Genomic DNA, 25,356 nt, shown 5'->3' with positions numbered 1-25,356 from the left:
GTGGCGATCATGTTGCGGCGCTGCCGGGCCCGCAGGGCCAGCACCTCGGGATCGTCGGTCGGTCCTTCGGCTCCGCAGTTCCACGACCGGTTGTCGTTGGCGCCGTCACGGTTCTGCTCGCCGTTGGCCTCGTTGTGCTTGTCGTTGTACGACACCAGGTCGTTCAACGTGAAGCCGTCGTGCGCGGTGACGAAGTTGATCGACGCGAACGGCCTGCGGCCGTCGTCCTGGTACAGGTCCGACGAACCGGTGATGCGGGACGCGAACTCGCCCAGCGTCGCCGGTTCACCGCGCCAGAAGTCCCGGACGGTGTCCCGGAACTTGCCGTTCCACTCGGTCCACAGTGGAGGGAAGTTGCCCACCTGGTAGCCGCCAGGGCCGACGTCCCACGGCTCGGCGATCAGCTTGACCTGGCTGATCACCGGGTCCTGCTGGACGATGTCGAAGAACGCGCTCAGCCGGTCCACGTCGTAGAACTCACGCGCCAGCGTGGCGGCGAGGTCGAAACGGAACCCGTCGACGTGCATCTCGGTCACCCAGTACCGCAGCGAGTCCATGATCAGCTGGAGGGTGTGCGGGTTGCGGACGTTGAGCGAGTTGCCGGTGCCGGTGTAGTCCATGTAGAACCGGCGGTCGTCGTCCACCAGCCGGTAGTACGCCTCGTTGTCGATGCCGCGCATGGACAGCGTCGGCCCGAGGTGGTTGCCCTCGGCGGTGTGGTTGTAGACCACGTCGAGGATCACCTCGATTCCCGCCTCGTGCAGGTCCCGGACCATCGCCTTGAACTCCTGCACCTGGTTGCCCCGGCCGGTGGCCGAGTACGCCGAGTGCGGGGCGAAGAACCCGATCGTGTTGTAGCCCCAGTAGTTGCGCATTCCCCGCTCGAACAACGCGTGGTCGGTGATGAACTGGTGCACCGGCATCAGCTCGACCGCGGTCACGCCGAGCTTCTTCAGGTGCTCGATGATCACCGGGTGCGCCAGTCCCGCGTACGTGCCGCGGATCTCCTCCGGCACGAACGGGTGCTGCAACGTCAGCCCGCGCACGTGCGCCTCGTAGATCACCGACTCGTTGTACGGCGTGTTCGGGTGCCGGTCGCTGCCCCAGTCGAAGTACGGACTGACCACGACAGCCATCGGCACGTGCCCGGCGGAGTCGGTGTCGTTGCGCGCGTCCGGATGACCGAACGGATAGCCGAACAGTGACTCATGCCAGTCGACGTTGCTGCCCGCGACCGCCTTGGCGTACGGGTCCAGCAGCAACTTGTTCGGGTTGCACCGCATCCCGTTCGCCGGGTCGTACGGTCCGTGCACGCGGTAGCCGTACAGCTGGCCTGGCCCAACCGTCGGCAGGTAACCGTGGTGCACGAACCCGTCCACCTCGGGCAGCTTGATTCGGGTCTCCCTGCCGTCGTCGTCGATCAGGCACAGCTCGACGAACTCAGCCACCTCCGAGAACAGGGCGAAATTGGTCCCGGCGCCGTCGTAGGTGGCGCCGAGCGGGTAAGGGGATCCGGGCCAGGGCCGCACACTCGCTCCTCATGTTGCTGTGCGATGACCCTAGAAGAGGCCATCGCGATACCCATCAGGGGCACGTGAGATGTCACCCAGGGTTTGCCTGGTGGGTCAGGGCGTGCACGACTTGCCGGACACCGGGCTGCGAGAACAGGTCCCCGACCGGCACGGACAGCGGAATCCGCCAGTTCGGATACTCGTCGACCGTGCCCGGCAGGTTGGGTTGCCGCAGGTCACCGAGGGCATCGGGGGGAGACGTGAGAATCAGCGCGCTGCGGGCGCGGGTCAGCACGGTGTGCATGGCCACCAGGATCTCTTCCTCGCTCGCGTCCGGCGACTCCAGCACGCCTTCCTTCACCAGGAAGGCGACCAGGTCGGTGCGCTCCGCCGCCACCCGCTCGTACTCCTTCCGCACGTCTTCGACAAGCCCGAGTTCCGCACGGACACGGACGTTCTCGGCCCGCAGGAACCCGGCCGCGGTCGGCAGGTCGTGCGTGGAGATGCTCGCCATGGAAGCGGGTTCCCACGATCGTGTGGGCACAAACGGGTGACCCGGCGCTTCGTAGTCACGCTGGAAATACAGCACGGCGGACGACAGCATGCCGCGTTCGTGCAGCGTGCTGGTGACGTGTGGCTGGACGGTGCCGAGGTCCTCGCCGACCACCACAGCCGAGTGACGGGCGGCCTCCAGCGCCAGGATGCCCAGCATCGCCTCGGAGTCGTAGTGCACGTAAGTGCCACGGTTGGGTGGTTCGCCCGGCGGGATCCACCACAGCCGCCACAGGCCGGCGACGTGGTCGACCCGGATGCCGTCGCCGTGCTTGAGCACACTTCGTAAAACTTCGATGAAGGGCCGGTAGCCCGCCGCGGCGAGCTTGTCCGGGCGCCACGGTGGCAGCCGCCAGTCCTGGCCCTGCTGGCTGAACGCGTCCGGCGGCGCGCCGACGGTGACTCGTGGGGCGAGCACGTCCTGCAGTGCCCACGCGTCCGCTCCGCCGGGATCAACCCCGACGGGCAGGTCATGCACGATGCCGACCGACATGCCGCTCGCGGCCGCACGGGCCACGCCCAGCTGCTGCTCGCACAGCTCCTGCAACCACGCGTGGAACGCCACTCGTGACGCCAGTTCGCGGCGTGCGGCCGCCACATCCGGGCTGTCCGGGTGCCGCAGCGACGCGGGCCATTCCCGCCAGTCGCCGCCGTGCCGCTCGGCCAGGGCACAGAACGTCGCGAAGTCACGCAGACCAGGCTCAAGGGCGTCGATGTCGCTGTCCCGGTTCTCCGCGGACCACACCAGTTCCAGCGCCTTGGACTTGGCCGCCCACACGGCGTCGTAGTCGATCAGGTCCTTCGGCGGGCCCGGGTTCGACGCCAGCACCTGGGCCCGGACCGACGGGTCCGCCCTGTGGAACTCCGCGGTGTCGGTCACCTTGATGTACAAGGGATTCGCGAACCGGCGGCTCGACGGCGAGTACGGCGAGCGCTGCACCGGCAGGGCCGGGATGATGGCCTGGACCGGGTTGACCAGAAGCACCCCGGCGCCGTGGGCCGAGCGCGCGAACGACGCCAGGTCCCCGAAGTCGCCCATCCCCCACGACTCCGCGGAGTGCAACGCGTACAGCTGGAGCATCCAGCCCCACGCACGCGGCACGTCCGGCAGCCGTGCGGGCGTCACCGCGAGCGGGATCTCCCGGCCGCCGGCCTCCAGCACGTGCCAGCCCAGGGGAAGATCGGCGGGCAGCCGGTCGGCCACGTCCAGGCGCGTGCCGTCCTCGGTACGCAGCAAGCCGCGCCCGGTCTGGTAGCGGGTTCCTTGCCGGACAACGATCGTGTCCGGCAGGGCCGGTGCCTTCGGGGGCGCGCCGGGGTCCACTTCGAGCTGTTCGAGGACCTTGAGCACGACGTCCCGGTCCACGTCGACCCGGCGCTGGTCCGCGTCCTCGTACCAGGTGGCCACGCCATGGGCGCGCGCCAGCGCGGCCAGATTCTCGTCGATAGTCACATCAGCACTATGGCTCAGGTCAGGTCCCTCGGCTTGGCGGTCGGCGAGGTGAGCCGCTCACGGGCCGTGGTCAGTGCTACGCGTGCCTGGCTGAGCTCGGAGGCTTCGAGGTGGTCCTCGGCGGCGTGCACGGCCTGGACCGCGGCCGCGATCATGCACGTCTCCCCGATGGCCGCGGTGTGCGCCAACGCGCCGTGCAGGTTGTCGTTGACCCTGCGCATCGCGCCCACCATTTCGGTTCGCTCCGCCTGGGACACCTTCTGCAGATCGAGCAGTGCCGTGTCGACCGCGCGGCGCAACTGCAGTCCCGGTGTCAGTGTGAGGGCCGGCCGGGGCACTTCGGTGCGGACGCGCCGTTGCTCCGGCGGGGTTCTCGGCTTGACCGCACCGACCGGTACGACAGAAGAGCGCTGACGTGACACAGTGAACCACTCCTTCCCAACCGATCCCCGTTGGGAGGTTACCCCTGTTTTCCTTGCGCGGTAGCCACCAACCGCGTCGTTCGCTGAAACGTGTAGCCGAGAGTGAACCCGCCGTTTTGTACTCGTATCGGCGTATTCATCTGCTCATCGGACCGGTACTCAACGGTAATCGAGCAGATCTCCCATGTCCTCGACCCGCGCCCGCACCTCGTCCGCGGTGAAGGTCAGGTCCTCGACGTGCTCGCACTCCTCGACTTCCTGCCAGGTCACCGGAGTGGAAACGGTCGGCTGCGAGCGGGCGCGCAGCGAATAGGGCGCGATCGTGGTCTTGGCCGGGCGGTTCTGGCTCCAGTCGATGAAGACCTTCCCGCCGCGCTGCGCCTTGGCCATCGTGGCGACGACCTGCCGTGGGTAGGCACGGGCCAGCCGTTCGGCGAGGCCGCGTGAGTACTCCCACGTGTCCAGTTCGCCGGGCTCCACCGGGACGTAGAGCTGCATCCCCTTCGAACCGCTGGTTTTCGGCCAGGCGTCGTACCCGCCCTCGGCCAGTTCCTCGCGCAACCACAGCGCGACCTGGCAGCACTCGACGACGGTCGCGGGCGGGCCGGGATCCAGGTCGAACACCAGCAGATCCGGATCGTCGCCGATCCTCCACTGTGGAACGTGCAGCTCCAGCGCGGCCAGGTTGGCCACCCACGCCAGCGTCGCCAGGTCCTCGATCAGCACGAAGTCCAGAAACTCGTTGCCCTTGCTGCTGCCCGGCGTCGGCAGCCGTTCGGTGCGCACCCACTCCGGCGCGTGCCTGGCGACGTTCTTCTCGAAGAACGACTGGCCGTCGACGCCGTTGGGGTAGCGACGCAGCGTCACCGGCCGGCCGGCCAGGTGCGGCAGCAGGACCGGCGCGATCCGGGCGTAGTAGTCGATCACCTGCGCCTTGGTGAACCCGGCCTCCGGGTAGAGCACCTTCTCCATGTTGGTCAGCTTCAGCGTCTGCTCACCGACCTTGACCAGCTGATCAGGCATTCAGCTCCACCTCGTCGGGCGACTTGTCCGGCCGCAGGCCACGCCAGACCGGCGCGCGCATCCGGCCGTCGGGCGTCCAGATCCGGAAGACGACTTCCCCGACCAGCTCCGGCTCAACCCACTTCGCGCCCCGCGCCCGCTCCGGCGGCAGCTTGCCGGTGAACGGCGACGTCCTGCGTGCCAGGGGACGCAGCCGCTCGGTCAACGACTCCAGTTCCGCGTCGGAGAACCCGGTGCCGACCGAACCGACGAACCGCAGGCCGCCGTCCTCGGGAATCCCGAGCAGCAACGCGCCGAGCACGCCTTGCCTGCGGCCCTCGCCCGGCCGCCAGCCGCCGATCACGACCTCCTGCGGCCGCACGTCGGCGACCTTGATCCACGCCGGGGACCGGCCGGGCGTGTAGCGGGAGTCCAGCCGTTTGGCGATCACGCCTTCCAGGCCCTGTTCCCGGCTGGCGGCGAGCACCGCCGCACCGGCGCCTGGATACGACGGCGACGTGTACCAATGGCTGCCGCGCAGCCCCAGTTTCTCCAACAGCGCGCGGCGGTCGGCGAACGGCAGTTTCAGCAGTGAGCGTCCTTCGAAGTGCAGCAGATCGAACAGCAGCAGGCTGACCGGAACCTGGCCGGCCAGCCTGCGCGCCTGGGCCGCGTTGGCCACGTGCATCCGCTTCTGCAGTTCGGCGAAGCTCGGCTTGCCCGCGGCGAACGCGACGATCTCGCCGTCCAGCCATGCCTGCGCGCTGCTCAACTGTTTCCCCAGGTCAGCGAGCTCCGGATAACTCGCCGTGACGTTGTTGCCCGCCCGGCTGAAGATCTCCAGCCGGCCGCCCTCGACCCGCACCAGCGCCCGGACGCCGTCCCATTTGAACTCGTACGCCCACTTGTCGTCCTCACCCGCGGGCGGCATCGGGCCGACCGTGGCGAGCATCGGCTGCATCTCGTCGGGCAGCGGCTGCCAGTTCGGGTCCTGGGGCGCGCCACGGCGGCGCACGATCCAGCCCTCGCTGCGTCTGAGGAAGGTGAAGTGGCCGTCGACCCGTTCACCGTGCAGGACCACGTCGACCTCGTAGTCCTCCCATTTGAGCGTTTCGTACGTACCGCGGTCCCAGATGGTCATCTTGCCCGCGCCGTACTCGCCCTTGGGGATCACGCCTTCGAAGGTGGCGTACTCCATGGGATGGTCCTCGGTGTGCACGGCCAGCCGAACCGTCTTCGGGTCCGTCGGCAGCCCCTTCGGCACGGCCCACGACACCAGCACACCGCCGCGTTCCAGCCGGACGTCCCAGTGCAACTGCCGGGCGTGGTGCTCCTGGATGACAAAGGTGTCGTCGTCGCCGTGCGGCAGCACGGCCTCGTCGGGTACCGGTTCCGGCGTGCGCGCGGCATCGCGCTTCCGTCGGTACTCCGTCAGGTCCCCTCGGGGCTGGTCACCCGGCACGGTCATACGGTATCGGTCAAGCCGCCAGCCCCGCGCCCCTCAGCCAGTCCGGGGCGTCCACTCCCTGCTCCTCGCACCACTCCAACATCCCGATCGTCCACAGTAGAGCGTGCACGACCACTTCGAGGGTGGACTCGAGGTCGATGTCACTGAGCGCGAGTTCGAGCTGGAAGCAGGCGTCCTCCGGATGGCCGTTGAGTTCGGCCAGCAGGGCACGGATGGTCGCGCGCAGTGGCGGTTCCAGGTGGTCGATGGCCACCGCGTGGTCGGCGTCGTCCCGGATGTCGACGGCGAAGAGGGTGTGCGGCGGCATCTCACCGGCACGCACCGCGACCATCTGCACGGCGGCGGAGATGAGTTCGCCGACGATCCGGTGCGGCCCCGGGCCGCCTTCGGCCTGTTCGGCCAGCAGCCGGTCGAGGGCGTCCACCAGGCCGGCCGTGTCGCCGTCCCGGGCCATCGCCACGAGGGCGCGTGCTCTGGCCCGAATCTGCACCAGCGGACATTCGTCGCTCATCTCGTTCGTCCACCTCCCCAGGCGTGCGGTTCACCTGGATGATCGGTCCGAGGCGCCCGGCAGTTACCCACGCGGGACCCGTTTCAACCATTCGCCTGGATCACAGCTACCGACCGTGACACGCGTTTGCCGCCTGGCCTGCCGGGTTAACCAGGCCATCAGTCGTCACACACGAAACGAGGGGCGGTGATCATGACTGCGGCCAACAAGTCCTTCGTGGACAGTTCGGTGGACGTGGGTGACATCGAGCTGAGAGTCCCGGCCGAGGCGCGGTACCTTCCGATCATCAGGTCGCTCGCGGCCACCATCGCGATGCGGGAGGACTTCGATCTCGACTTCGTCGCGGACCTGAAGCTGGCCGTCGACGAGGCGTGCTCGATGCTGGCGGGCGCGGCGTGGCCGGGCACCGAGCTGCGGTGCCGGTTCCGGGTCACCGACAACGGCATCGGCATGCAGGCCTCCGCTCTGTCCACAGTAGACGCTCTGTTGGACACGGCGTCGTTCGGCTGGCGGGTGCTCACCACCCTCGCCGACAGCGCCAGCACCCGCGTCGAGCAGGTTCCCGGCGGTTACCGGGTGCTGATCGAGATGACCAAACGCGGTCCGCACCCGGCTGATCCGAGGATGGGTGGGGCGTGACGACAAGAGCCAGAACCAAGAACGGCTACGAGCACCTGGCGCCCTTGTTCCACGAGCTCGCGGCGCTGCCCCAGGACGACCCCCGCCGTACCGTGCTGCGCGACGAACTCGTCACCGGGCACCTGCCCGTGGCCGAGCACATCGCGCGGCGGTTCGCCCACCGTGGCGAGTCCGGCGAGGACCTCGTCCAGGTGGCGACCGTCGGCCTGATCAACGCCGTCGACCGCTTCGATCCCACCCGGGGCACGGACTTCCTGTCGTTCGCCGTGCCGACCGTGATGGGCGAGATCCGCCGGTACTTCCGGGACTCCAGCTGGTCGGTGCGGGTGCCGCGGCGGCTGAAGGAGCTGCACCTGTCGATCACGGCGGCCGGCAACGAACTGTCCCAGCAGCTGGGCCGGGCGCCGACGCCGAGTGAGATCGCCACCCGGCTCGGCCTGAGCAAGGACGAGGTTTACGAAGGCCTCGAAGCGGGTAACGCGTACCACTCGGTGTCGCTGGACGACATGCTCACGCAGGATTCGGACAACACCTCGCTCGGCGAGATGCTGGGCGAGCCGGATTCGGCGCTGGAGGGCGTGGAGAACCACGAGTCCCTGCTGCCGTTGGTGCGGGAGCTGCCCGAGCGGGAACGCACCATCCTGTTGTTGCGGTTCTTCGGAAACCTCACCCAGACCCAGATCGCGGAGAAGATCGGCATCTCGCAGATGCACGTCTCCCGGCTGCTCGCCCGCACCCTGCAGAAGCTGCGGGACGGTCTGCTGGAGGAACAGTGACCTGTGGCCGTCCGGCCACAGGTTCACGTCCCGCGTCGTGGTAAGCGGGCGAATGATCCGGCGAGCGCGATCGTGCCGCCGATGTGCTGTGCGCCAAGCAGTGCCCGCCCTGCGGCCGGACCACTGCTTGATCAGGTTCACCCCGCGGTGACCATTCCGCCGGTCCCACCGCGATCCGGGCGACCGCGTCCACTCGGAACCCGTCCATGGGGAATCGTCTGCCTGGAATCGGTACCGGGATCGTCACCGCGGCGGTGAACCTGTCGCCGCCGCACACTCCCCCGTTCGTCCACTCCGGACTTAACAGTTGCACTGAAAGTGTTGGGGCGCTTGAAAAGCGTGAGATCAGCTCGTTCACAGCGCGAAAACGAGCGACGGACGCGACCCGGTCTGTCCGGTTCGCGTCCGTCGCGTGGGGTAGGTCGTCAAGCGGCGGGCTGGTGCTGCTCGCGGGTCCGCTTCGAGAAGATGGCACGGCGTTCGTCCTCGTCGAGTCCACCCCAGACTCCGAACGGCTCCCGTGTGCGCAGGGCGTGCTGGCGGCACTGCACGATCACCGGGCAGCTCTGGCACACCTGTTTCGCCCTTGCCTGCCTGGTTCGCCGGGCGGGGCCACGCTCGTTGTCGGGATGGAAGAAGACCGCCGACTCCTGACCACGGCAGGCCCCCCGAAGCTGCCAGTCCCACTGCTCGACCACAGGCTTGGGCAGTCGCTTGGTGTAAGTCATGGTGTTGTCTCCCCACCCGGTCATCTCCGTCGTGAGGCCCGGGTACCCAAGCGCATGCGCGCCCTAACCACCGAAAATCACCGAAAAACCGGCCCGGGTGGTGTGACGGCTCCCACGCTAGTGGCTCCGGCCGCAGATCGCCGAACGGCGTGCTGTCCCCTCCGGCCTGATCTTTTCCCGAGCCGGGGATGAGGACTTCCGGCAGGACGAAGCCGTAGTGTGCGATTGGTTGACGGTTCGGTGGAACGAAGGGTGACAACATGGCGAGCTGGTTCGGTCGGCTTACCGTCCTGACAACAGTGTCCGCACTGGTGAGTGCGGCGCTCATCGGTTCCGCACCCGCGGCCGAACGGCCGGCGCGGGGCTGGTTCACCGCCTGGGCCCAGTCCCAGCAGGGCTTAGCCGCGGTGACGCTGGACAACCAGTCGATGCGCATGATCACGCACGTCAGCCAGGGCGGCGACGCGGTCCGGATCCGGGTGCAGAACACGTTCGGCAAGACCCCGCTGACCATTGACCGGACCACCGTAGGAGTCAGTACGGGCGGCGCGTCGGTGCTCGCCCCGCGCGCGGTCACCTTCTCGGGCCGCGCCGCCGTCACCGTCCCGGCGGGCGGCGAGATCTGGAGCGACGAGACAAACCTGCTGACGCGTCCTGACCAGGACGTCGCGGTCAGCATGTACGTCGCGGGCACGGTCGTTCCCGGGCAACACAACTCCGCGTTCCGGGACAATTACCTCACACCGCCCGGATCCGGCGAGCACACGTCCGACAGCTCCGGCTCCGCGTACACACGGACGGTGACCTCCACCTACCTGGTCAGCGCGGTCGACGTGCACAACCGTGCGCTGAAGGGAACGGTCGTGCCGTTCGGCAGTTCGGTCGTCGACGGCACCGGCAGCACCAACTGCGGTCCCGGCTGCACCGAGACCGGGACCAACCGGCGCTGGACGGACGACCTGGCCCGGCGGATCGTGGCCGAGCTGCCCCGGTCCGCCCAGCTGGCCGTGGCCAACGCGGGCATCGGCGGCACCACCAGCGCGGCCGCCTGCCCGGGAATGCCGCCGCAGGTCGCGGGCCTGGACGCGATGTCCCGGCTGGAACGTGACGTTCTCGCGCTGCACGGTGTCACCGCGGTGATCTACTACTACGGAACGAACGACCTCGCCTACGGCTGCACCGCCGAGCCCATCGTCACGAGCTACCGCCAGGTCTTCGAACGCCTGCGCGACAAGGGGATCGCCGTCTACGTCACCCCGATCACGCCTCGTCCCGGCTACAGCGACCAGAACAACCTCGACCGCCACGCCGTCGGCACGTTCGTGAAGAAGTGGAACAACTGCGCCGGCACCTGCACCGGCGTCACCGACTTCGACCAGGTGCTCAAGGACCCGCTCAAGCCGAACAGCATTTACCCCGCCTACGACACCGGTGACGGCGTCCACGCCAACATCGCCGGGCAGCAGGCGATCGCCGACTACATCTCGCTGCCCATGCTGGTGGGCTAGGTGTTGCGGGTCATGAGGTTGTTGACGCCGGGCAGGGCCTGAGGATGGGGACGGGTCTTTCGGCGGCAGGATGAGAAGTACCACCAACTCGTCCGCCGAGCAGAAAGACCCGTCCATGCTCCACCGTAACGCCCCGCTGTCGGTAGAAGGCCGCCGCCGTCTGGTCGAGCGCTGCCAGACCCGTCCGATCGCGATAGCCGGGCCGGATGCGGCCCCTGACGCCACCGCGGGACCGCCCAAAGACAACCAGTATTCGCGGCGATCCCGCGGCGACGCCAGGAACCGCCCCGATCCCGACTCTCATCGACCGGGACATTCAAAACACGACCTAGCCGGGAAGATCCTCGGGACTCCAGGACAGCAGGCGGACCTCCGCCACCGTCCGCACGTGCCTGCGCATGGCGGCCGCCGCTGCCCTGGGGTCCTCTTTCCTGATGGCGTCGAGGATGCGCTGGTGCTGCCGCAGCGAGCTGCGGGGCCGGCCCGGCTGCCGGAGCGACTCGTGCCTGCTCTCGGTGATCTGGTCGGCGATGACCGCCATGAACTCGGCGAGCAGCGGGCTGCGGGCGGCCGCGGTGACCGCGGCGTGGAACCGCCGGTCGCCCTCCGCGCCCTTCTCGCCCGCCGAGATCTCCTCGGCCATCAGGCGCAGGGCCGACTCCATGGCGTCGATGTCTGCGTCGTCGCGGCGCCGTGCGGCCAGCTCGGCCAGTTTGGTCTCCAGTGCTTCCCTGGCGTCCAGCACGTCCGGCAGCCTGCGGCGGCGTTCGACCAGCCGCTCGACGGGCTCGGAGTCGAGCGTGTCGCGCACCAGGTACGTGCCGCCGCCGTGCCGCGCCTCGACGTAACCCTGGACCTCAAGAACCACGATGGCCTGCTTCACCGAGGCCCGGCTGACCCCGAGCCGCTGCGCGAGGTCCCGTTCGGCCGGCAGCCGGTCCCCCGCGGCGAGGTTCTCCTGGGCGACGTACTCGCGCAGACGGTCGAGCACTTGTTCGTAAAGACGAGTGCGGCCCATCGGCCGCAGCGGGTCTGTCACTGGGCCAGGCTAGCAGCACAGGCTGAGTGGCTGAGCCAATTTGCGGTCGTGGTCTTGACACCGTCCGACACCGGACCGCAAAGTGGTTCAGCCACTCAGCCACCTAGCGGGTGACCCAACGACGGGAGTACGCATGTCCGCTGAGCTGATCTCCATCCTCGTCCTGGCTGTGGTTTTCGTGATCGCGACCACCCGTTCGATCAACATGGGCGTGCTGTCCTTCGCCGCGGCGTTCGGCGTGGGCACTCTCGCGGCGGGGATGGACGCCAAGAAGATCTTCGCCGGTTTCCCCGGCGACCTGTTCGTCGTCCTGGTCGGCGTGACGTTCCTGTTCGCGATCGCCAGGGCCAACGGCACCACGGACTGGCTGGTGCGCGCGGCGGTCCGGCTCGTCGGCGGGCGCGTCGCCCTGATCCCGTGGGTCATGTTCGCCGTCACGGCCGCGCTCACCGCCATCGGGGCGGTCAGTCCGGCCGCGGTCGCGATCGTCGCCCCCATCGCACTCGGCTTCGCCGCGCAGTACGGGATCAGTCCGCTGCTCATGGGCGCGATGGTGGTGCACGGCGCACAGGCGGGCGGTTTCTCGCCGATCAGCATCTACGGCACGATCGTCAACGGCATCGTGGCGCGGGAGAACCTGCCCGGCAACGAGGTCGTGCTGTTCCTGGCCAGCTTCGCGGTCAACCTGGTGATCGCGGCCATCGTCTTCGTGGTGTTCGGCGGGCTGAAGCTCGACCGTGCCAACACTGGCACTGTCGTCGTCGGTTCCGGTGGGCCCGGCACGGCCACGGCGGCGCAGACCAAGCCCCAGTTGACCGTCGCGATCGGCGCGACGCTGGTCTGCCTGGCCGCTCTGGTCGTCGGCGCGCTCGTGTTCGACCTGGACGTCGGTCTGACCGCGATCACACTGGCTGTGCTGCTCGCCATCGTCTGGCCCGACATCAGCAAGAAGGCGGTCGGCGAGATCACCTGGCCCACCGTGCTGCTGATCTGCGGCGTGCTCACGTATGTCGGTGTGCTCCAGGAGATGGGCACTATCGACTACGCCGGGTCCGCGGTGAGCAAGGTGGGCGTTCCCCTGCTGGGAGCCCTGTTGATCTGCTACATCGGCGCGATCGTGTCCGCGTTCGCGTCGTCGGTCGGGATCATGGGAGCGCTCATCCCGCTGGCGGTGCCGTTCCTCGCCCAAGGCACGGTCAGCGCCGTCGGCATGATCACGGCGCTGTCCATCGCCGCGACAGTCGTCGACGTCAGTCCGTTCAGCACCAATGGCGCCCTCGTGCTCGCCAATGCCGACACCGCCGACCGTGATCGGTTCTTCCGTCAGTTGATGGCCTACGGCGGCGTCATCGTCGCCGCGGCTCCGCTCGCGGTCTGGCTGGTGCTCGTCGTTGTGCCCACGCTGGGCTGAGACACCTGATAGGAGCTTGTGTTGTTCCCTTCGCTGCGAACGGGTTCGCCCAGGACCGCCCTTCGCTTCGGCGACCGCTCAGTGACCCACGCGGAGCTGGCGTCGATCGCGGGAGCGTTGGCGCGACGACTGCGTGCCAGCGCACCGGCGCGCGTCGCGGTGTGGGCGAGCCCGACGCTGGAGACGAGCGTCGCTGTCGTGGCCGCGGTGCTCGCGGGCATACCGGTGGTGCCCGTCAATCCGAAGACCGGCGTGCGGGAACTGCAGCACATCCTGGCGGACAGCACGCCGGATGTGCTGCTCACGGCTCCCGGCCAGGAACTGCCCGAGGCGCTTGCCCAACTGCCGCGCGAGGACGTCACGCTGGAACCAGGCGACGCCGATGTGCCCGACGAACCCGACGAGGACGCCCCTGCCTTTGTCATCTACACCTCAGGGACCACCGGCCCGCCCAAGGGCGTGGTCCTGTCCCGCCGGGCCGTCGTCGCCACGCTCGACGCCCTCGAGGACGCCTGGCACTGGACCTCCGACGACGTGCTGGTGCACGCGTTGCCGCTGTTCCACGTGCACGGCCTGATCCTGGGTGTGCTGGGACCGCTGCGGCGCGGCGGCACTCTGGTGCACCTCGGCCGCTTCGACACAGCGCGGCTGACGAACGCCCTCACCGAAGGCGCCACCATGGTTTTCGGCGTTCCGACTATGTACCACCGCATCGCCGACGAACTGGCGGACGATCCCGCACTCGCCGACGCTCTCGCCGGAGCCCGGCTGCTGGTGTCGGGCTCCGCGGCGTTGCCCCTCCGCGACCACTCGCGCATCACCGCTGCCACAGGACAACGCGTCGTGGAGCGTTACGGCATGACCGAGACGCTGATGAACACGAGCGTGCGGGTGGACGACATCCGTGAACCGGGAACCGTGGGCGTGCCCCTGCGTGGGGTCGAACTGCGGCTGGTCGACGAAGCCGGTCAGCCCATCGACGGTGTGACACCGGGCGAGGTGCAGGTCCGTGGCCCGAATTTGTTCACCGAGTACCTCAACCGTCCCGACGCGACCGCGGCGGCGTTCGACGGCGACTGGTTCGCCACCGGCGATATGGCCACTGTGGACAGTCACGGCCGGCTGCGGCTGGTCGGCCGCAAGGCGACCGACCTGATCAAGAGTGGCGGTTACAAGATCGGCGCGGGCGAGATCGAGAACGCACTGCTGGAGCACCCCGCGGTGGCCGAGGCGGCGGTGACCGGGGAGCCGGACGACGATCTCGGTGAACGCATCGTGGCGTGGATCGTGCCCGCCGGTCCGCCACCCGGCGCGACCGAACTGACCGACCACGTCGCCCGGTTGTTGTCCCCGCACAAGCGGCCCCGGGAGATCCGGTTCCTGGACAGCCTGCCGCGCAACGACATGGGCAAGGTCCTCAAGCGAGCGCTCCATGCCTGACCGGCACAGCGCCCGCGCCGTGCTCGCGGCACTCACCGACGACTTCCAGCCGATGCCCACGCCTGCGGCCGATCCACACGAGCCCGACGGCCCCATCGAGTGGTGGGGCTATGCGGCGGCCGTGACCAAAGCCGAGGAGAACACCGGCGAACTGGAGTCGGTGCTGTGCGGCGTCGGCACCGTCGGCGGTGTCCGGGCGGTGCTGGTCGCCTTCGAGTTCGGCTTCCTCGGCGGCTCCATCGGCGGCCGCACCGGAGCTTTGGTCGAGGCCGCGTTCGCCGAAGCCGTGCGGCTGCGGTTGCCCGTCGTCTCGCTCACCGCGACCGGCGGAAGCCGGATGCAGGAGGGCATGCGGGCGCTGACACAGCTCCAGCGCATCGCCAACGCGATGCACGGCCTACGCGCCGCGGGACTGCCGCACATAGCGGTCCTACGCGACCCCACAACTGGCGGCGGCTGGGCCACGCTGGGCGCAGGCGCGGACGTCACGCTCGCGCTGCGCGGTGCTCAGGTCGGTTTCGCCGGGTCACGGGTCCGGCCGGAAGGCCCCGCCGACGCCTACACCGCGGAGAGCCAGTTCGACACCGGACAGGTCGACCAACTGGTGACGCTCACGGAGCTGCCGGCCGCGCTGGGCCGATGGCTGACGCTGCTGACCTCACCGTCCGATTCGGCCCCGGTGCCCGCCGCGCTCGGCGGCTTCGCGCTTCCCGCAACGGGATGGGACGCGGTCCAGCGGGCCCGCGCGGCAGCCCGTCCGCACGCCGCGGCCTACCTGGATTCCTATTTCGACTGGTGGCAGGAGCTGAGCGGTGATCGTCACGGCGGACGCGACCCGGGCGTGCTGTGCGGGTTCGGCTCACGTGCGGGCCGGACCATCGCGTTCGCGGCCCAATGCGGGACCGCTACGCTGCCCTCCGGGTTTCGCACAGCGGCACGGTTGGTCCTGCTGGCCGACCGGCTCGGCATACCCGTACTGACCTTAGTGGACACACCGGGAGCGGCGAACGACTCCGCGGCCGAGCGCGCCGGGCTCGGCCCCGCGATCGCCTCGCTGTTCGACGCCATCGCCGCGGCCCGGGTCGAGATCACCACACTGCTCATCGGCGAAGGCGGCTCGGGCGGTGCCCTGGCGTTCGCCGCCCCCGGCCGCACCTGGTGCACGTCCGACAGCTACTTCTCCGTGACAGCACCGGAAGCCGCCGCCGCGATCCTCAAACACGGCCCCGGCCAGGTGCCCGGCATCGCCAACCGGCTGCGGTTGCGGCCACAGGACCTGGTGGACCTGGGCGTCGCCGCCGGAATCGTCTGTCCACACGCGACCGCCCCGGGATCACCGCGGTGACACCCGGGGCGGCCGGTCCTACTCGAAGATCTCGCCCTTCTCGGCCTTCGCCACCAGCGAGGCGGGCGGCTCGAAGTGGGAGCCGTAGCGCTCGGCCAGTTCACGCGCCCTGGCCACGAAGCCCTTCAGGCCGCCGGGGTAGCCGTTGATGTACTGGATCACGCCACCGGTCCACGGCGGGAAGCCGATGCCCATGATCGAGCCGATGTTGGCGTCCGGGATGGAGGTCAGCACGCCTTCGTCGAAGCACTTCACCGTCTCCAGCGCCTCGGCGAAGAGCATCCGCTCCTTCATGTCCTCGAAGGGGATCTCCTTCGAGCCCGAGCCGAAGGCCTCGGTGAGCCCCGGCCACAGACCGGTCCGCTTGCCGTCGGTGTACTCGTAGAAACCGGCGCCGGACGAGCGGCCCTTGCGGTCGTACTCCAGCACGAGCTTGTCGATGACGGCCTCGGACGGGTGCGGATTCCACGTGCCGCCCGCGGCCTCGACGCCCGCCTTGGTCTCCTCGCGGATCTTGCGCGGCAGGGTCAGCGTCAGCTCGTCCATCAGCTGCAGCGGCGGCGCGGGGTACCCGGCCTGGCTGCCCGCCTGCTCGATCGACGGCACGGCGATGCCTTCGCCGACCATGGCCACGGCCTCGTTGAGGAACGTGCCGATCACCCGGCTGGTGAAGAAGCCGCGGCTGTCGTTGACCACGATCGGGGTCTTCTTGATCTGCTGCGCGACGTCGACGGCCTTGGCCAGGGCCGCGTCGCTGGTCCGCGCGCCGCGGATGATCTCCAGCAGCGGCATCTTGTCCACCGGCGAGAAGAAGTGCAGGCCGATGAAGTCCTCCTGGCGCTGCACGCCTTCGGCCAGCCCGGTGATCGGCAGCGTCGAGGTGTTCGAGCCGAGCAGCGCGTCCGGGTTGACGAAGCCCTCGATCTCCTGGAACACCTTGTGCTTCAACGCCGGGTCCTCGAAGACCGCCTCGATGACCAGGTCGCAGCCCTTGGCGTCCTCGGCCTTCTCGGTGGGGTGGATCCGGGCGAGCACCTCGTCGGCCTTCTCGCGGGTGATCTTGCCCCGGGACACGGCCTTCTCCAGCAGCTTGACCGAGTAGTCCTTGCCCTTCTCCGCCGCCGCGAGGGACACGTCCTTGAGCACGACGTCGATCCCCGAGCGGGCACAGGAGTACGCGATACCGGCGCCCATCATGCCCGCGCCCAGCACCAGCACCTTCCTGGCCGTGTACTTCTCGTACCCCTCCGGACGGGAACCACCGGAGTTGATGTGCTGCAGGTCGAAGAAGAACGCCTTGATCATGTTCTTGGCGACCTGGCCGGTCAGCAGGTCGACGAAGTACCGCGTCTCGATCAGCGACGCGGTGTCGAAGTCCACCTGGGAGCCCTCGACCGCGGCCGCCATGATGTTGCGCGGCGCGGGCATGTTGGCGCCCTTGAGCTGCTTGCGCAGGTTCGACGGGAACGCGGGCAGGTTCGCGGCGAACGACGGGTTGGCCGGGGTGCCGCCGGGGATCTTGTAGCCCTTGACCTCCCACGGCTGCACCGCCTCGGGGTTGGCCTTGATCCACGCCTTGGCGTTCTCGATCATCTCCTCCGGCGTGGCCACGACCTCGTGCACCAGGCCGACTTCCTTGGCCTTGGCGGGCTTGTGCCGCTGGCCCTGCAACAGCACGTTCAGCAACGCGTTCTGGATGCCGAGCAGGCGTACGGTCCGCACGACACCGCCGCCGCCGGGCAGCAGGCCGAGCGTGACCTCGGGCAGGCCGATCTGGCTTCCCTTGGCGTCCAGCGCGATCCGGTGCTTGCACGCCAGCGCGATCTCCAGGCCGCCGCCGAGCGCGGCGCCGTTGATCGCGGCCACCACCGGCTTTCCCAGCAGTTCCAGCTTGCGCAGGTCGGCCTTCATGCCGTTGACACGCTCGGTGATCGCGGCGGCGTCGGCCTTGCCGGACTTGCTCATCAGCTTCAGGTCGCCGCCCGCGAAGAACGTCTTCTTGGCCGACGTGATGATCACGCCGCTGATGCCGTCCTGCTCGGCGTACAGGCGCTCGACCGTCTCGTGCATCGAGCGCTGGTACGTCTCGTTCATCGTGTTCGCCGACTGGTCCGGGTCGTCCATCGTCAGCGTGACGATGCCGTCCGCGTCCTGCTCCCAGCGGATCATGTTCTCAGTCATGAAGTTCCTCAGACGCGCTCGATCAGGGTGGCCAGGCCCATGCCGCCACCGATGCAGAGGGTGACCACGGCCCGGCGGGCTTCGCGGCGTTCCAGCTCGTCGACCATGGTGCCGGTGATCATCGCGCCGGTCGCGCCGAGCGGGTGGCCCATGGCGATGGCACCACCGTTGACGTTCAGCTTCTCGTCCGGGATGCCCAGGTCCTTCTGGTACTTCAGCACGACCGAGGCGAACGCCTCGTTCAGCTCGAACAGGTCGATGTCGTCGGTGGTCAGCCCGGCGGTCTTCAGCAGCTTCCTGGTCGCCGGGGTGGGGCCGGTGAGCATGATCGTCGGGTCGGAGCCGGTGACCGCGGTGGCCACGATCCGGGCCCGCGGGGTCAGCCCGAGGTCCTTGCCGACCTGCTCGTTGCCGACCAGCAGCAGCGCGGCGCCGTCGACGATGCCCGACGAGTTGCCGGCGTGGTGCACATGGTCGATCTTCTCGACCCAGTGGTACTTCTGCAGCGCCACCGCGTCGAAGCCGCCCATCTCGCCGATCCCGGCGAACGACGGGCTGAGCTTGGCGAGACCTTCGGCCGTGGTGTCCGGGCGCATGTGCTCGTCGTGGTCCAGGATCACCACGCCGTTGCGGTCCTTGACCGGCACCACGGACTTGGCGAAGTACCCGCCCGCCCATGCCTTGGCGGCCCGCTCCTGCGAACGCAACGCGTACGCGTCGACGTCGTCACGGGAGAAGCCCTCCATCGTGGCGATCAGGTCCGCGCCGACACCCTGCGGCACGAAGTACGTCTGGTAGTTGGTCTCCGGGTCCATCGCCCACGCGCCGCCGTCCGAGCCCATCGGCACGCGGGACATCGACTCGACGCCACCGGCGATGACCAGCTCGTCCCAGCCCGAGCGGACCTTCTGCGCGGCCTGGTTGACCGCTTCCAGGCCCGAGGCGCAGAACCGGTTGACCTGCACGCCTGCCACCGTGTCCGGCAGGCCCGCGGCGATCGCGGCAGTCCGGGCGATCACCGCGCCCTGGTCGCCGACGGGCGACACGACACCGAGGATCAGGTCGCTGACCCGGTCGGTGTCCAGGTTCGGGTGCCGGGTGCGCATCTCGTCGATCAGCCCGGTCACCAGCGAGATCGGCTTGACCCCGTGCAGTGAGCCGGTCTTCTTGCCCCGGCCGCGAGGCGTTCGGATCGCCTCGTAGATGAACGCTTCTGTGCTCACGCCGAAGTTCCTCTCACCCGCGCTGGTGCTAATGCTCATTCACATAATGGAACGGATCCGCTGCTTGTCAAGCAGAACCAGCTGATCTAGCTTTGCTATGGACCGATTACGAGACGGAGGTCACGCAAGACCGTGAACAGCCGGCCGCGCAACCGCAAGGAGCAGCTCACCGAAGCTGCCGCCGAGCTGTTCCGGCGGCATGGCTACCACGGCGTCAGCGTCAACGACATCGCCGCGGCGGCGGGCGTGACCGGTCCGGCCGTCTACCGGCACTTCCGCGGCAAGCAGGACGTGCTCGCCCACGTGCTGCTGTCCGGGCTCGACAAGTTCGGCCTGGTCACCGACCAGGCGCTGGCCCAGGACGAGCCGCTGCACGCGCTGGTCGAAGCCGTGTCCGCGATGGCGGTGGAACGCCGCGACGTCACCGCGCTGTGGCGCTGGCAGGGCCGTCACCTGGCCAAAGCCGACCAGATCAAGATCCGCAAGCGCGGCATGGAGCTGATGGGCGACTGGGTGTCCGCACTGCGCGACAGCCGGCCCGAGCTGTCCTTGGCCGACGCGGAACTGCTCAGCTGGGCGGCGCTGAGCGTGTTCGGCAGTGTCGCCGACCACCACGTGACCATTCCCAAGCGCCGCTTCGAGCAACTGCTCGGACGGCTCGCGTGCGCGGTGTTCCGCAGCCCGGTCCCGGACTCCCCGCCTGCGCCCAGGCCCGAATGGCAGCGCCCGGCCACCCAGCCGTCCCGGCGCGAGGAACTGCTGACCGTCGCGACCAGGCTGTTCCGTGAACGCGGGTACCGCGACGTGAGCATGGAGGACATCGGGGCCGCGGCCGGGATCGCCGGTCCGAGCGTCTACCGGCACTTCGACGGCAAGGCCGAACTGCTGATGGCGGCCGGGTACCGGATGGCCGACCGGCTGACGATGGACGCCCGCAGGGTGATCGAGAACGCCTCGTCGCCGCGCGAGGCGCTGACCGGCCTGGTCGGCTCCTATGTGGACATCGTCTGGCGGTCCGACGACCTGCTCTCGGTGTTCGCCAGTGAGCTGGGTAACGTGCCCGACCGTGACCGCAAGGAACTGGTCCGGGTGCAACGTGCGTACGTGGCCGAATGGGTGACATTGCTCAGGACGGTTGCGCCGCGGCTGCCGGAACCGGAAGCTCGAATCGCTGTGCACGCGGCACTGACCATCGTCAACGACCTGACCCGGACACCCCGGATCACCGGCAGACCCGGGCTGGTGGCCGAGCTGACCGGACTCGCGGTAGCGGTACTGGACGAAGCTGTACTGATCACATCGGCGGAGGCAGGCAGTGGCAACGACGCACATGCCCGGCGCGACCAGGTTCGACGAATGGCTGCTGGAGAACACCTGGCGCAGAAAGGACTTCGGCGCGGTCCCGGCCGGGTCCAGCCTGAAGCCGGTGCCCGGTGACAGCGGCCTGCCGCTGATCGGGCACTCGCTCGAGGCGTTGCGGCTGGGCCTGGACTTCGGGCTGAAGCGCTACGAGACCTACGGCCCGGTGTCGTGGATGCGGGCGTTCGGCGTGAACATCGTGGCCGCCGCGGGCGGTGACGCGACGCAGGTGGTGCTGACCAACAAGGACAAGACGTTCTCCCAGCAGGGCTGGACGTACTTCATCGGCCCGTTCTTCCGGCGCGGGCTGATGCTGCTGGACTTCGACGAGCACATGTTCCACCGGCGCCTGATGCAGCAGGCCTTCACCCGGCCGCGGATCACGGGCTACCTGGAACACGTGGCCTCGGTCGCCGCCGACGGCGTTTCCCGGTGGGAGACCGGGACGTTCCCGGTGTATCCGGCGATGAAGCAGCTGACCCTGGACATCGCCGGGCGGGTGTTCATGGCGTCGGCGCTGGGATCCGAGAAGGACGCGTTGAACAAGGCCTTCGTGGCCACGGTTCGCGCGGGGACGTCGATGGTCCGCTTCTCCGTGCCGGGTGGACGGTGGAACGCCGGGCTGCAGGGCCGGAAGGTGCTGGAGGACTTCTTCAGCCGCAACGTCCCCGCCAAGCGGGCCAGCGACTCGAACGACCTGTTCTCCGGGCTGTGCCACGCGCGGGACGACAACGGTGAGGCGTTCAGCGACGAGGACGTCGTCAGCCACATGATCTTCCTGATGATGGCCGCGCACGACACGTCCACGATCACCACCACCGCCGCGATGTACTACCTGGGCAAGCATCCCGAGTGGCAGGACCGGGTGCGGGCCGAGTGCTTCGCGGCCGGGTCCCTGGATGTCGAGGCCCTGGAGGGGTTGCGCGAGCTGGAGCTGGTGATCAAGGAGTCGCTGCGGCTGGTCGCCCCCGTGCCCTCGCTGGCCCGCAAGACCGTGCGGGAGACGGAGATCCTCGGGCACTACGTGCCCGCGAACACGATGATCGCGCTGGGTCCCTGGGTGAACCAGATGCTTCCCGAGTACTGGTCGGAGCCGGACCGGTTCGATCCTGAGCGGTTCGGCGAGGATCGGCGGGAGGACAAGGCTCACCGGTACGCCTGGATGCCTTTCGGCGGTGGGGCGCACAAGTGCATCGGGATGCATTTCGGGATGCTCGAGGTGAAGACCCTGCTGCACCAGATGCTGACGCGGTACCGGTGGTCGGTGCCGTCGGATTACCGGGTCCGTTGGGACTCCACAGCTCTGCCCGCCCCCGCGGACGGCCTCCCGATCACCCTCGAACGCCTCTGACCCCCTCGTGTCCTCGTGAGTGTTTATCGGGGTTCTAACCCTGATAAACACTCACGAGGGGATGTCCCTGTGTTAAGGTGTCTGCCGTGACTACCGGGTCGGCCACAGGCCATGCACAGACGGGGTTCCCGGTCTTGTCGTGATCACCCGGCGGGCTCGGGGCCCGCCTGCTCCTCCTCGTTCGCTTCCGGACGAGTGGAGGAGAGGAGGTGAAGCATGACAGATTCCTTCGCACCGTTCGTCGCCGCGCAGCGGGATGGCACCGTCCTCACTGGACGGGTTGTCAGTGAGATGCCGTTCGGTGTCTTCGTGGAGATGGCACCGGAGATCCATGGTCTCCTCGTCGGGGCCAAGCTGCCCGAGGGCACTGAGGTCCGGGTCAAGGTGCTCGACGTCGACGCCGAGAAGAGCCGGATGAGCCTGGCACAGGCGTAAAGCACGGGCATGCTCGAGGCAAGGCGCCTTGCCTCGATCACTCACGTGCGCACGTTCAGGGTGGCGTCCAGGATCTCCGCCCAGCGGTCGATGATTCCCGCTCGCCGTTTGCCGTCGTCGGTCAGCAGGTTCGCCAGACCCAGGCCACGGGCCATGTCCAGGGTCGCCTGCACGGTTTCCCGCACGCCCGGCACGGATTCGTCCACGCCGAGCAGTTCGAGTGCGAGCTTGTGCTGCTCGCGGCCGAGGTGTGCCTCCAGGGTCACCACCGACGCGCGCAGTTGCTCGTCGGAGGTCGCCGCCACCCACAAGTGCAGTGCCGCACGGAAAAGCGGGCCGGTGTAGAGGCGCACGATCAGGTCGACGACCGCGCGTGTCCGTTCCGGGCCGCTGGGCAGGTCCGCGCTGTGCTCACGGGTCCAGCTGCGGCGGGCGTCGCCGACGTATTCCACCGCCGCGGCGAACAGGTCCTCGCGGGTGGGAAAGTGGTGCTGTGCCGCACCTCTGGACACGCCTGCCCGCTCCGCCACTACCGCGACCGTGCTGCCTGCCCAGCCGAGTTCGGCCAGTGCCTCGATGGCGGACTCCAGCAGCCGCTGCCGGGTGGCGCGGCTGCGGTCCTGCTGCGGTTGACGCACGTCCGGACGCTCCTAATAGGACTTCGGCAACCCGAGCGAGTGCTGGGCCACGAAGTTCAGGATCATCTCACGGCTGACCGGCGCGATCCGGCCGACCCGCGCGGCCAGCACGAGCGCACCGAGGCCGTACTCGCTCGCCATACCGTTGCCACCGTGGGTCTGCAGTGCCTGATCGGCCGCCTTGGCCGCTGCCTCGCCTGCGGCGTACTTGGCCATGTTGGCTGCTTCGCCTGCCGCCATGTCGTTGCCCGCGTCGTACAGCGCCGCGGCCTTCTGGGTCATCAGGCGGGCGAGTTCGATGTTGATGTGCGCGTCCGCCAACGGATGCGCGAGGCCTTGGTGCGCCCCGATCGGCGTGCCCCACACAGTGCGGGTCTTGGCGTACTCGGTCGCCTTGTTCATCGCCAGCCGCCCGATGCCCGTGGCGAACGACGCCGCCATGATCCGCTCCGGGTTGAGGCCCGCGAACAGCTGCGCCAACGCGGCGTCCTCGGAGCCGACGAGCGCGTCGGCGGGCAGCCGCACGTCGTCGAGGAACAGCGTGTACTGGCGGTCCGGCGAGATCATGTCCATGTCGATCTTCTGCCAGGTGAAGCCCTTGGCATCGGTCGGCACGATGTACAGCGCGGGCTTGAGCCTGCCGGTCCTGGCGTCCTCGGTCCGGCCGACGATCAGCACCGCGTCGGCACCGTCCACACCGGAGATGAACACCTTCTGGCCGCTCAGCACCCAGTCGCCGCCGTCCCGCCGCCCGGTGGTGACGATCTTGTGCGAGTTGGAGCCGGCGTCCGGCTCGGTGATGCCGAACGCCATCACGACCGACCCGTCGGCGAAGCGCGGCAGCCACTCCCGCTTCTGCGCGTCCGTGCCGAACCGGGCGATGATCGTCGCGCAGATGGCCGGGGACACGACCATCATCAGCAGCGGGCACCCGGCCGCGGACAGCTCCTCGCACACCGCGGCGAGGTCGCCGATCCCGCCGCCACCACCGCCGTACTCCTCCGGCACGTTGACGCCCAGGTAGCCGAGCTTGCCGGCTTCCTGCCACAGCTCGGTGGTGTGCGCGCCCTCCCGGGCCTTGGTGATGTAGTAGTCGTGGCCGTACCGCCTGCCCAGGTCGGACACGGCCTTGCGGAGCGCCAGCCGCTCGTCGGACTCAACGAAGTTCATCCCGTGTATCCCAATCGTTTCGCGGCCAAGCCGGTGAGGATCTCCGAGGTACCGCCGCCGATCCCGAGGATCCGCATGTCCCGGTACTGACGTTCGACTTCGGCCTCCCGCATGTAGCCGAGGCCGCCGTGCAGCTGCACGGCCTTGTCCACCACCCATTCGCCGGCTTCCACCGCCGTGTTCTTGGCGAAGCAGGCCTCGGCGATCACGTCCTCGCCCGCCAGGTACCGCACGGCGACGCCGCGCGTGTACGTGCGGGCGACGTCGATCTTGCGGGCCATGTCGGTCAGGGTGTGCTGCACGAGCTGCCGGGAGATCAGCGGACGGCCGAAGGTCTGCCGGGTCCGTGCCCAGGCCAGCGTCAGGTCCAACGCGCGCTGCGCGGCGGCGTAGGCCTGGACCGCCAGCGACAGGCGCTCGGTGACGAAGTGCTGCGCCACCTGGATGAACCCGGAGTTCTCGGCGCCGACGAGGTTGCTCGCCGGAACCCGGCAATCCATAAAGGACAGCTCGGCGGTGTCCGAACAGAGCCAGCCCATCTTGTCGAGCTTGCGGGACACCGTGAAGCCAGGGGTGCCGCGCTCGACCACCAGCAACGAGATCCCGTGCGCGCCGGGTCCGCCGGTCCGCACGACCGTGGTGACGAAGTCGGCGCGGCAGCCGGACGTGATGAAGGTCTTGGCGCCGTTGACGATGTAGTCGTCACCGTCCCGTTTGGCGGTCGTGGAGATGTTGGCGACGTCGGAACCGCCGTCCGGTTCGGTCACCGCCAGCGAACCGATCAGCTCCCCCGCCAGCGTCGGCCGGACCCACCGGCCGATCTGCGCGGGGTCACCGGCCGAGACGATGTGCGGAACGGCGATTCCGCAGGTGAACAGGGAGGCGATCAGCCCGCCCGCCGCGCCCGCGTACAGCATCTCCTCGGCGACGGTCAGGGCGTCGAGGTAGTCCCCGCCACCGCCGCCCGCCTCCTCGGGGAAGGCGACACCGAGCAGGCCGATGTCGCCGGCTTTGCGGTGCAGGTGCCTCGGCAGCTCACCGGCCCGTTCCCACTCGTCCTGGTGCGGCAGGACGTCGGTGGTCATGAACCGCCGCACGGTCTGCCTCAGCGCATCACGCTCGGGCGTGCGGAAGGGGTCGCCGCTCACACCCCACACCGTGGCACGACCCAGACCCAAAAGCAAGCACGCGTGC

General features: G+C 68.8%; 22 protein-coding genes. 9 read left to right on the top strand and 13 right to left on the bottom strand.

What is annotated here, in order from left to right:
- The 6 genes from glgX to GC106_RS30605 all read right to left on the bottom strand — a co-directional run.
- Window positions 1-1,529, bottom strand: a 1,529-nt coding sequence (glgX, locus tag GC106_RS30630) for a glycogen debranching protein GlgX (protein WP_173137804.1), incomplete at its 3' end; no start/stop codon positions are given.
- Between the two features lie 73 nt (window positions 1,530-1,602).
- Window positions 1,603-3,510, bottom strand: coding sequence for a 4-alpha-glucanotransferase (gene malQ / locus GC106_RS30625; RefSeq protein WP_173137851.1), 1,908 nt, complete (start codon window positions 3,508-3,510; stop codon window positions 1,603-1,605).
- 20 nt (window positions 3,511-3,530) lie between these two features.
- Window positions 3,531-3,938, bottom strand: coding sequence for a hypothetical protein (locus GC106_RS30620; protein ID WP_173137802.1), 408 nt, complete (start codon window positions 3,936-3,938; stop codon window positions 3,531-3,533).
- A gap of 159 nt (window positions 3,939-4,097) precedes the next feature.
- A complete protein-coding gene (gene ligD, locus GC106_RS30615) occupies window positions 4,098-4,961 on the bottom strand; it encodes a non-homologous end-joining DNA ligase (RefSeq protein ID WP_173137800.1) in 864 nt (287 codons plus the stop codon).
- Window positions 4,954-6,402, bottom strand: coding sequence for a non-homologous end-joining DNA ligase (gene ligD, locus GC106_RS30610; RefSeq protein WP_312872987.1), 1,449 nt, complete (start codon window positions 6,400-6,402; stop codon window positions 4,954-4,956). The genes ligD (GC106_RS30615) and ligD (GC106_RS30610) overlap by 8 nt, the downstream gene beginning before the upstream one ends.
- 16 nt (window positions 6,403-6,418) lie before the next feature.
- A complete protein-coding gene (locus GC106_RS30605) occupies window positions 6,419-6,919 on the bottom strand; it encodes a hypothetical protein (RefSeq protein WP_173137796.1) in 501 nt (166 codons plus the stop codon).
- A 192-nt stretch (window positions 6,920-7,111) separates the two neighbouring features.
- On the opposite strand from GC106_RS30605, the gene GC106_RS30600 reads away from it, so the two are divergent.
- Both GC106_RS30600 and GC106_RS30595 read left to right on the top strand, forming a co-directional pair.
- A complete protein-coding gene (locus tag GC106_RS30600) occupies window positions 7,112-7,558 on the top strand; it encodes an ATP-binding protein (RefSeq protein ID WP_173137849.1) in 447 nt (148 codons plus the stop codon).
- Window positions 7,555-8,334: a SigB/SigF/SigG family RNA polymerase sigma factor gene (locus tag GC106_RS30595; protein WP_173137794.1), complete on the top strand. Its 780-nt coding sequence runs from the start codon at window positions 7,555-7,557 to the stop codon at window positions 8,332-8,334. The genes GC106_RS30600 and GC106_RS30595 overlap by 4 nt, the downstream gene beginning before the upstream one ends.
- Window positions 8,335-8,759: 425 nt before the next feature.
- Here GC106_RS30595 and GC106_RS30590 read toward each other — a convergent pair whose 3' ends face one another.
- A complete protein-coding gene (locus GC106_RS30590) occupies window positions 8,760-9,062 on the bottom strand; it encodes a WhiB family transcriptional regulator (RefSeq protein WP_173137793.1) in 303 nt (100 codons plus the stop codon).
- A 260-nt stretch (window positions 9,063-9,322) separates the two neighbouring features.
- Here GC106_RS30590 and GC106_RS30585 point away from each other — a divergent pair, with 260 nt between their 5' ends.
- A complete protein-coding gene (locus tag GC106_RS30585) occupies window positions 9,323-10,570 on the top strand; it encodes a GDSL-type esterase/lipase family protein (protein ID WP_173137791.1) in 1,248 nt (415 codons plus the stop codon).
- A 328-nt stretch (window positions 10,571-10,898) separates the two neighbouring features.
- On the opposite strand, the gene GC106_RS30580 is transcribed toward GC106_RS30585, so the two are convergent.
- The gene (locus tag GC106_RS30580; RefSeq protein WP_312872986.1) at window positions 10,899-11,609 is read right to left on the bottom strand and encodes a FadR/GntR family transcriptional regulator; all 711 of its coding nucleotides are present in this window, start codon (window positions 11,607-11,609) and stop codon (window positions 10,899-10,901) included.
- A gap of 133 nt (window positions 11,610-11,742) precedes the next feature.
- Here GC106_RS30580 and GC106_RS30575 point away from each other — a divergent pair, with 133 nt between their 5' ends.
- The 3 genes from GC106_RS30575 to GC106_RS30565 are packed head-to-tail and all read left to right on the top strand — an operon-like array spanning window position 11,743 to window position 15,805.
- Window positions 11,743-13,020 carry an SLC13 family permease gene (locus tag GC106_RS30575; RefSeq protein WP_173137789.1) on the top strand — a complete coding sequence of 426 codons (1,278 nt, stop codon included), beginning with the start codon at window positions 11,743-11,745 and terminating at the stop codon, window positions 13,018-13,020.
- Between the two features lie 18 nt (window positions 13,021-13,038).
- Complete coding sequence (locus tag GC106_RS30570) at window positions 13,039-14,460, top strand: acyl-CoA synthetase (RefSeq protein ID WP_173137787.1); 1,422 nt, start codon at window positions 13,039-13,041, stop codon at window positions 14,458-14,460.
- Window positions 14,453-15,805 (top strand): carboxyl transferase domain-containing protein, encoded by a 1,353-nt coding sequence (locus GC106_RS30565; protein ID WP_173137785.1) that lies wholly within the window; start codon window positions 14,453-14,455, stop codon window positions 15,803-15,805. The genes GC106_RS30570 and GC106_RS30565 overlap by 8 nt, the downstream gene beginning before the upstream one ends.
- Window positions 15,806-15,823: 18 nt before the next feature.
- On the opposite strand, the gene GC106_RS30560 is transcribed toward GC106_RS30565, so the two are convergent.
- A complete protein-coding gene (locus GC106_RS30560) occupies window positions 15,824-17,986 on the bottom strand; it encodes a 3-hydroxyacyl-CoA dehydrogenase NAD-binding domain-containing protein (RefSeq protein WP_173137783.1) in 2,163 nt (720 codons plus the stop codon).
- A gap of 8 nt (window positions 17,987-17,994) precedes the next feature.
- Window positions 17,995-19,209 carry an acetyl-CoA C-acetyltransferase gene (locus tag GC106_RS30555; protein WP_173137781.1) on the bottom strand — a complete coding sequence of 405 codons (1,215 nt, stop codon included), beginning with the start codon at window positions 19,207-19,209 and terminating at the stop codon, window positions 17,995-17,997.
- A 132-nt stretch (window positions 19,210-19,341) separates the two neighbouring features.
- On the opposite strand from GC106_RS30555, the gene GC106_RS30550 reads away from it, so the two are divergent.
- The 3 genes from GC106_RS30550 (at window position 19,342) to GC106_RS30540 (ending at window position 22,354) form a co-directional block, all read left to right on the top strand.
- On the top strand, window positions 19,342-20,646 hold the full coding sequence (locus tag GC106_RS30550; RefSeq protein WP_312872984.1) for a TetR/AcrR family transcriptional regulator: 1,305 nt from the start codon (window positions 19,342-19,344) through the stop codon (window positions 20,644-20,646).
- Complete coding sequence (locus GC106_RS30545) at window positions 20,540-21,919, top strand: cytochrome P450 (protein ID WP_173137843.1); 1,380 nt, start codon at window positions 20,540-20,542, stop codon at window positions 21,917-21,919. The genes GC106_RS30550 and GC106_RS30545 overlap by 107 nt, the downstream gene beginning before the upstream one ends.
- A 216-nt stretch (window positions 21,920-22,135) precedes the next feature.
- Window positions 22,136-22,354 carry a S1 RNA-binding domain-containing protein gene (locus GC106_RS30540; protein WP_173137779.1) on the top strand — a complete coding sequence of 73 codons (219 nt, stop codon included), beginning with the start codon at window positions 22,136-22,138 and terminating at the stop codon, window positions 22,352-22,354.
- 41 nt (window positions 22,355-22,395) lie between these two features.
- On the opposite strand, the gene GC106_RS30535 is transcribed toward GC106_RS30540, so the two are convergent.
- The 3 genes from GC106_RS30535 to GC106_RS30525 are packed head-to-tail and all read right to left on the bottom strand — an operon-like array spanning window position 22,396 to window position 25,310.
- Window positions 22,396-22,992 carry a TetR/AcrR family transcriptional regulator gene (locus GC106_RS30535; RefSeq protein ID WP_173137777.1) on the bottom strand — a complete coding sequence of 199 codons (597 nt, stop codon included), beginning with the start codon at window positions 22,990-22,992 and terminating at the stop codon, window positions 22,396-22,398.
- 12 nt (window positions 22,993-23,004) lie between these two features.
- Window positions 23,005-24,162: an acyl-CoA dehydrogenase family protein gene (locus tag GC106_RS30530; RefSeq protein WP_173137775.1), complete on the bottom strand. Its 1,158-nt coding sequence runs from the start codon at window positions 24,160-24,162 to the stop codon at window positions 23,005-23,007.
- A complete protein-coding gene (locus tag GC106_RS30525) occupies window positions 24,159-25,310 on the bottom strand; it encodes an acyl-CoA dehydrogenase family protein (protein WP_173137773.1) in 1,152 nt (383 codons plus the stop codon). The genes GC106_RS30530 and GC106_RS30525 overlap by 4 nt, the downstream gene beginning before the upstream one ends.
- Between the last annotated feature and the right edge of the window lie 46 nt (window positions 25,311-25,356).

The organism is Kibdelosporangium persicum, from assembly GCF_013280595.1.
Taxonomy (GTDB): Bacteria; Actinomycetota; Actinomycetes; order Mycobacteriales; family Pseudonocardiaceae; genus Kibdelosporangium; species Kibdelosporangium persicum.
Note: the sequence above shows the minus strand (reverse complement) of the source record. Positions and strands in the feature narration are given on the sequence as shown.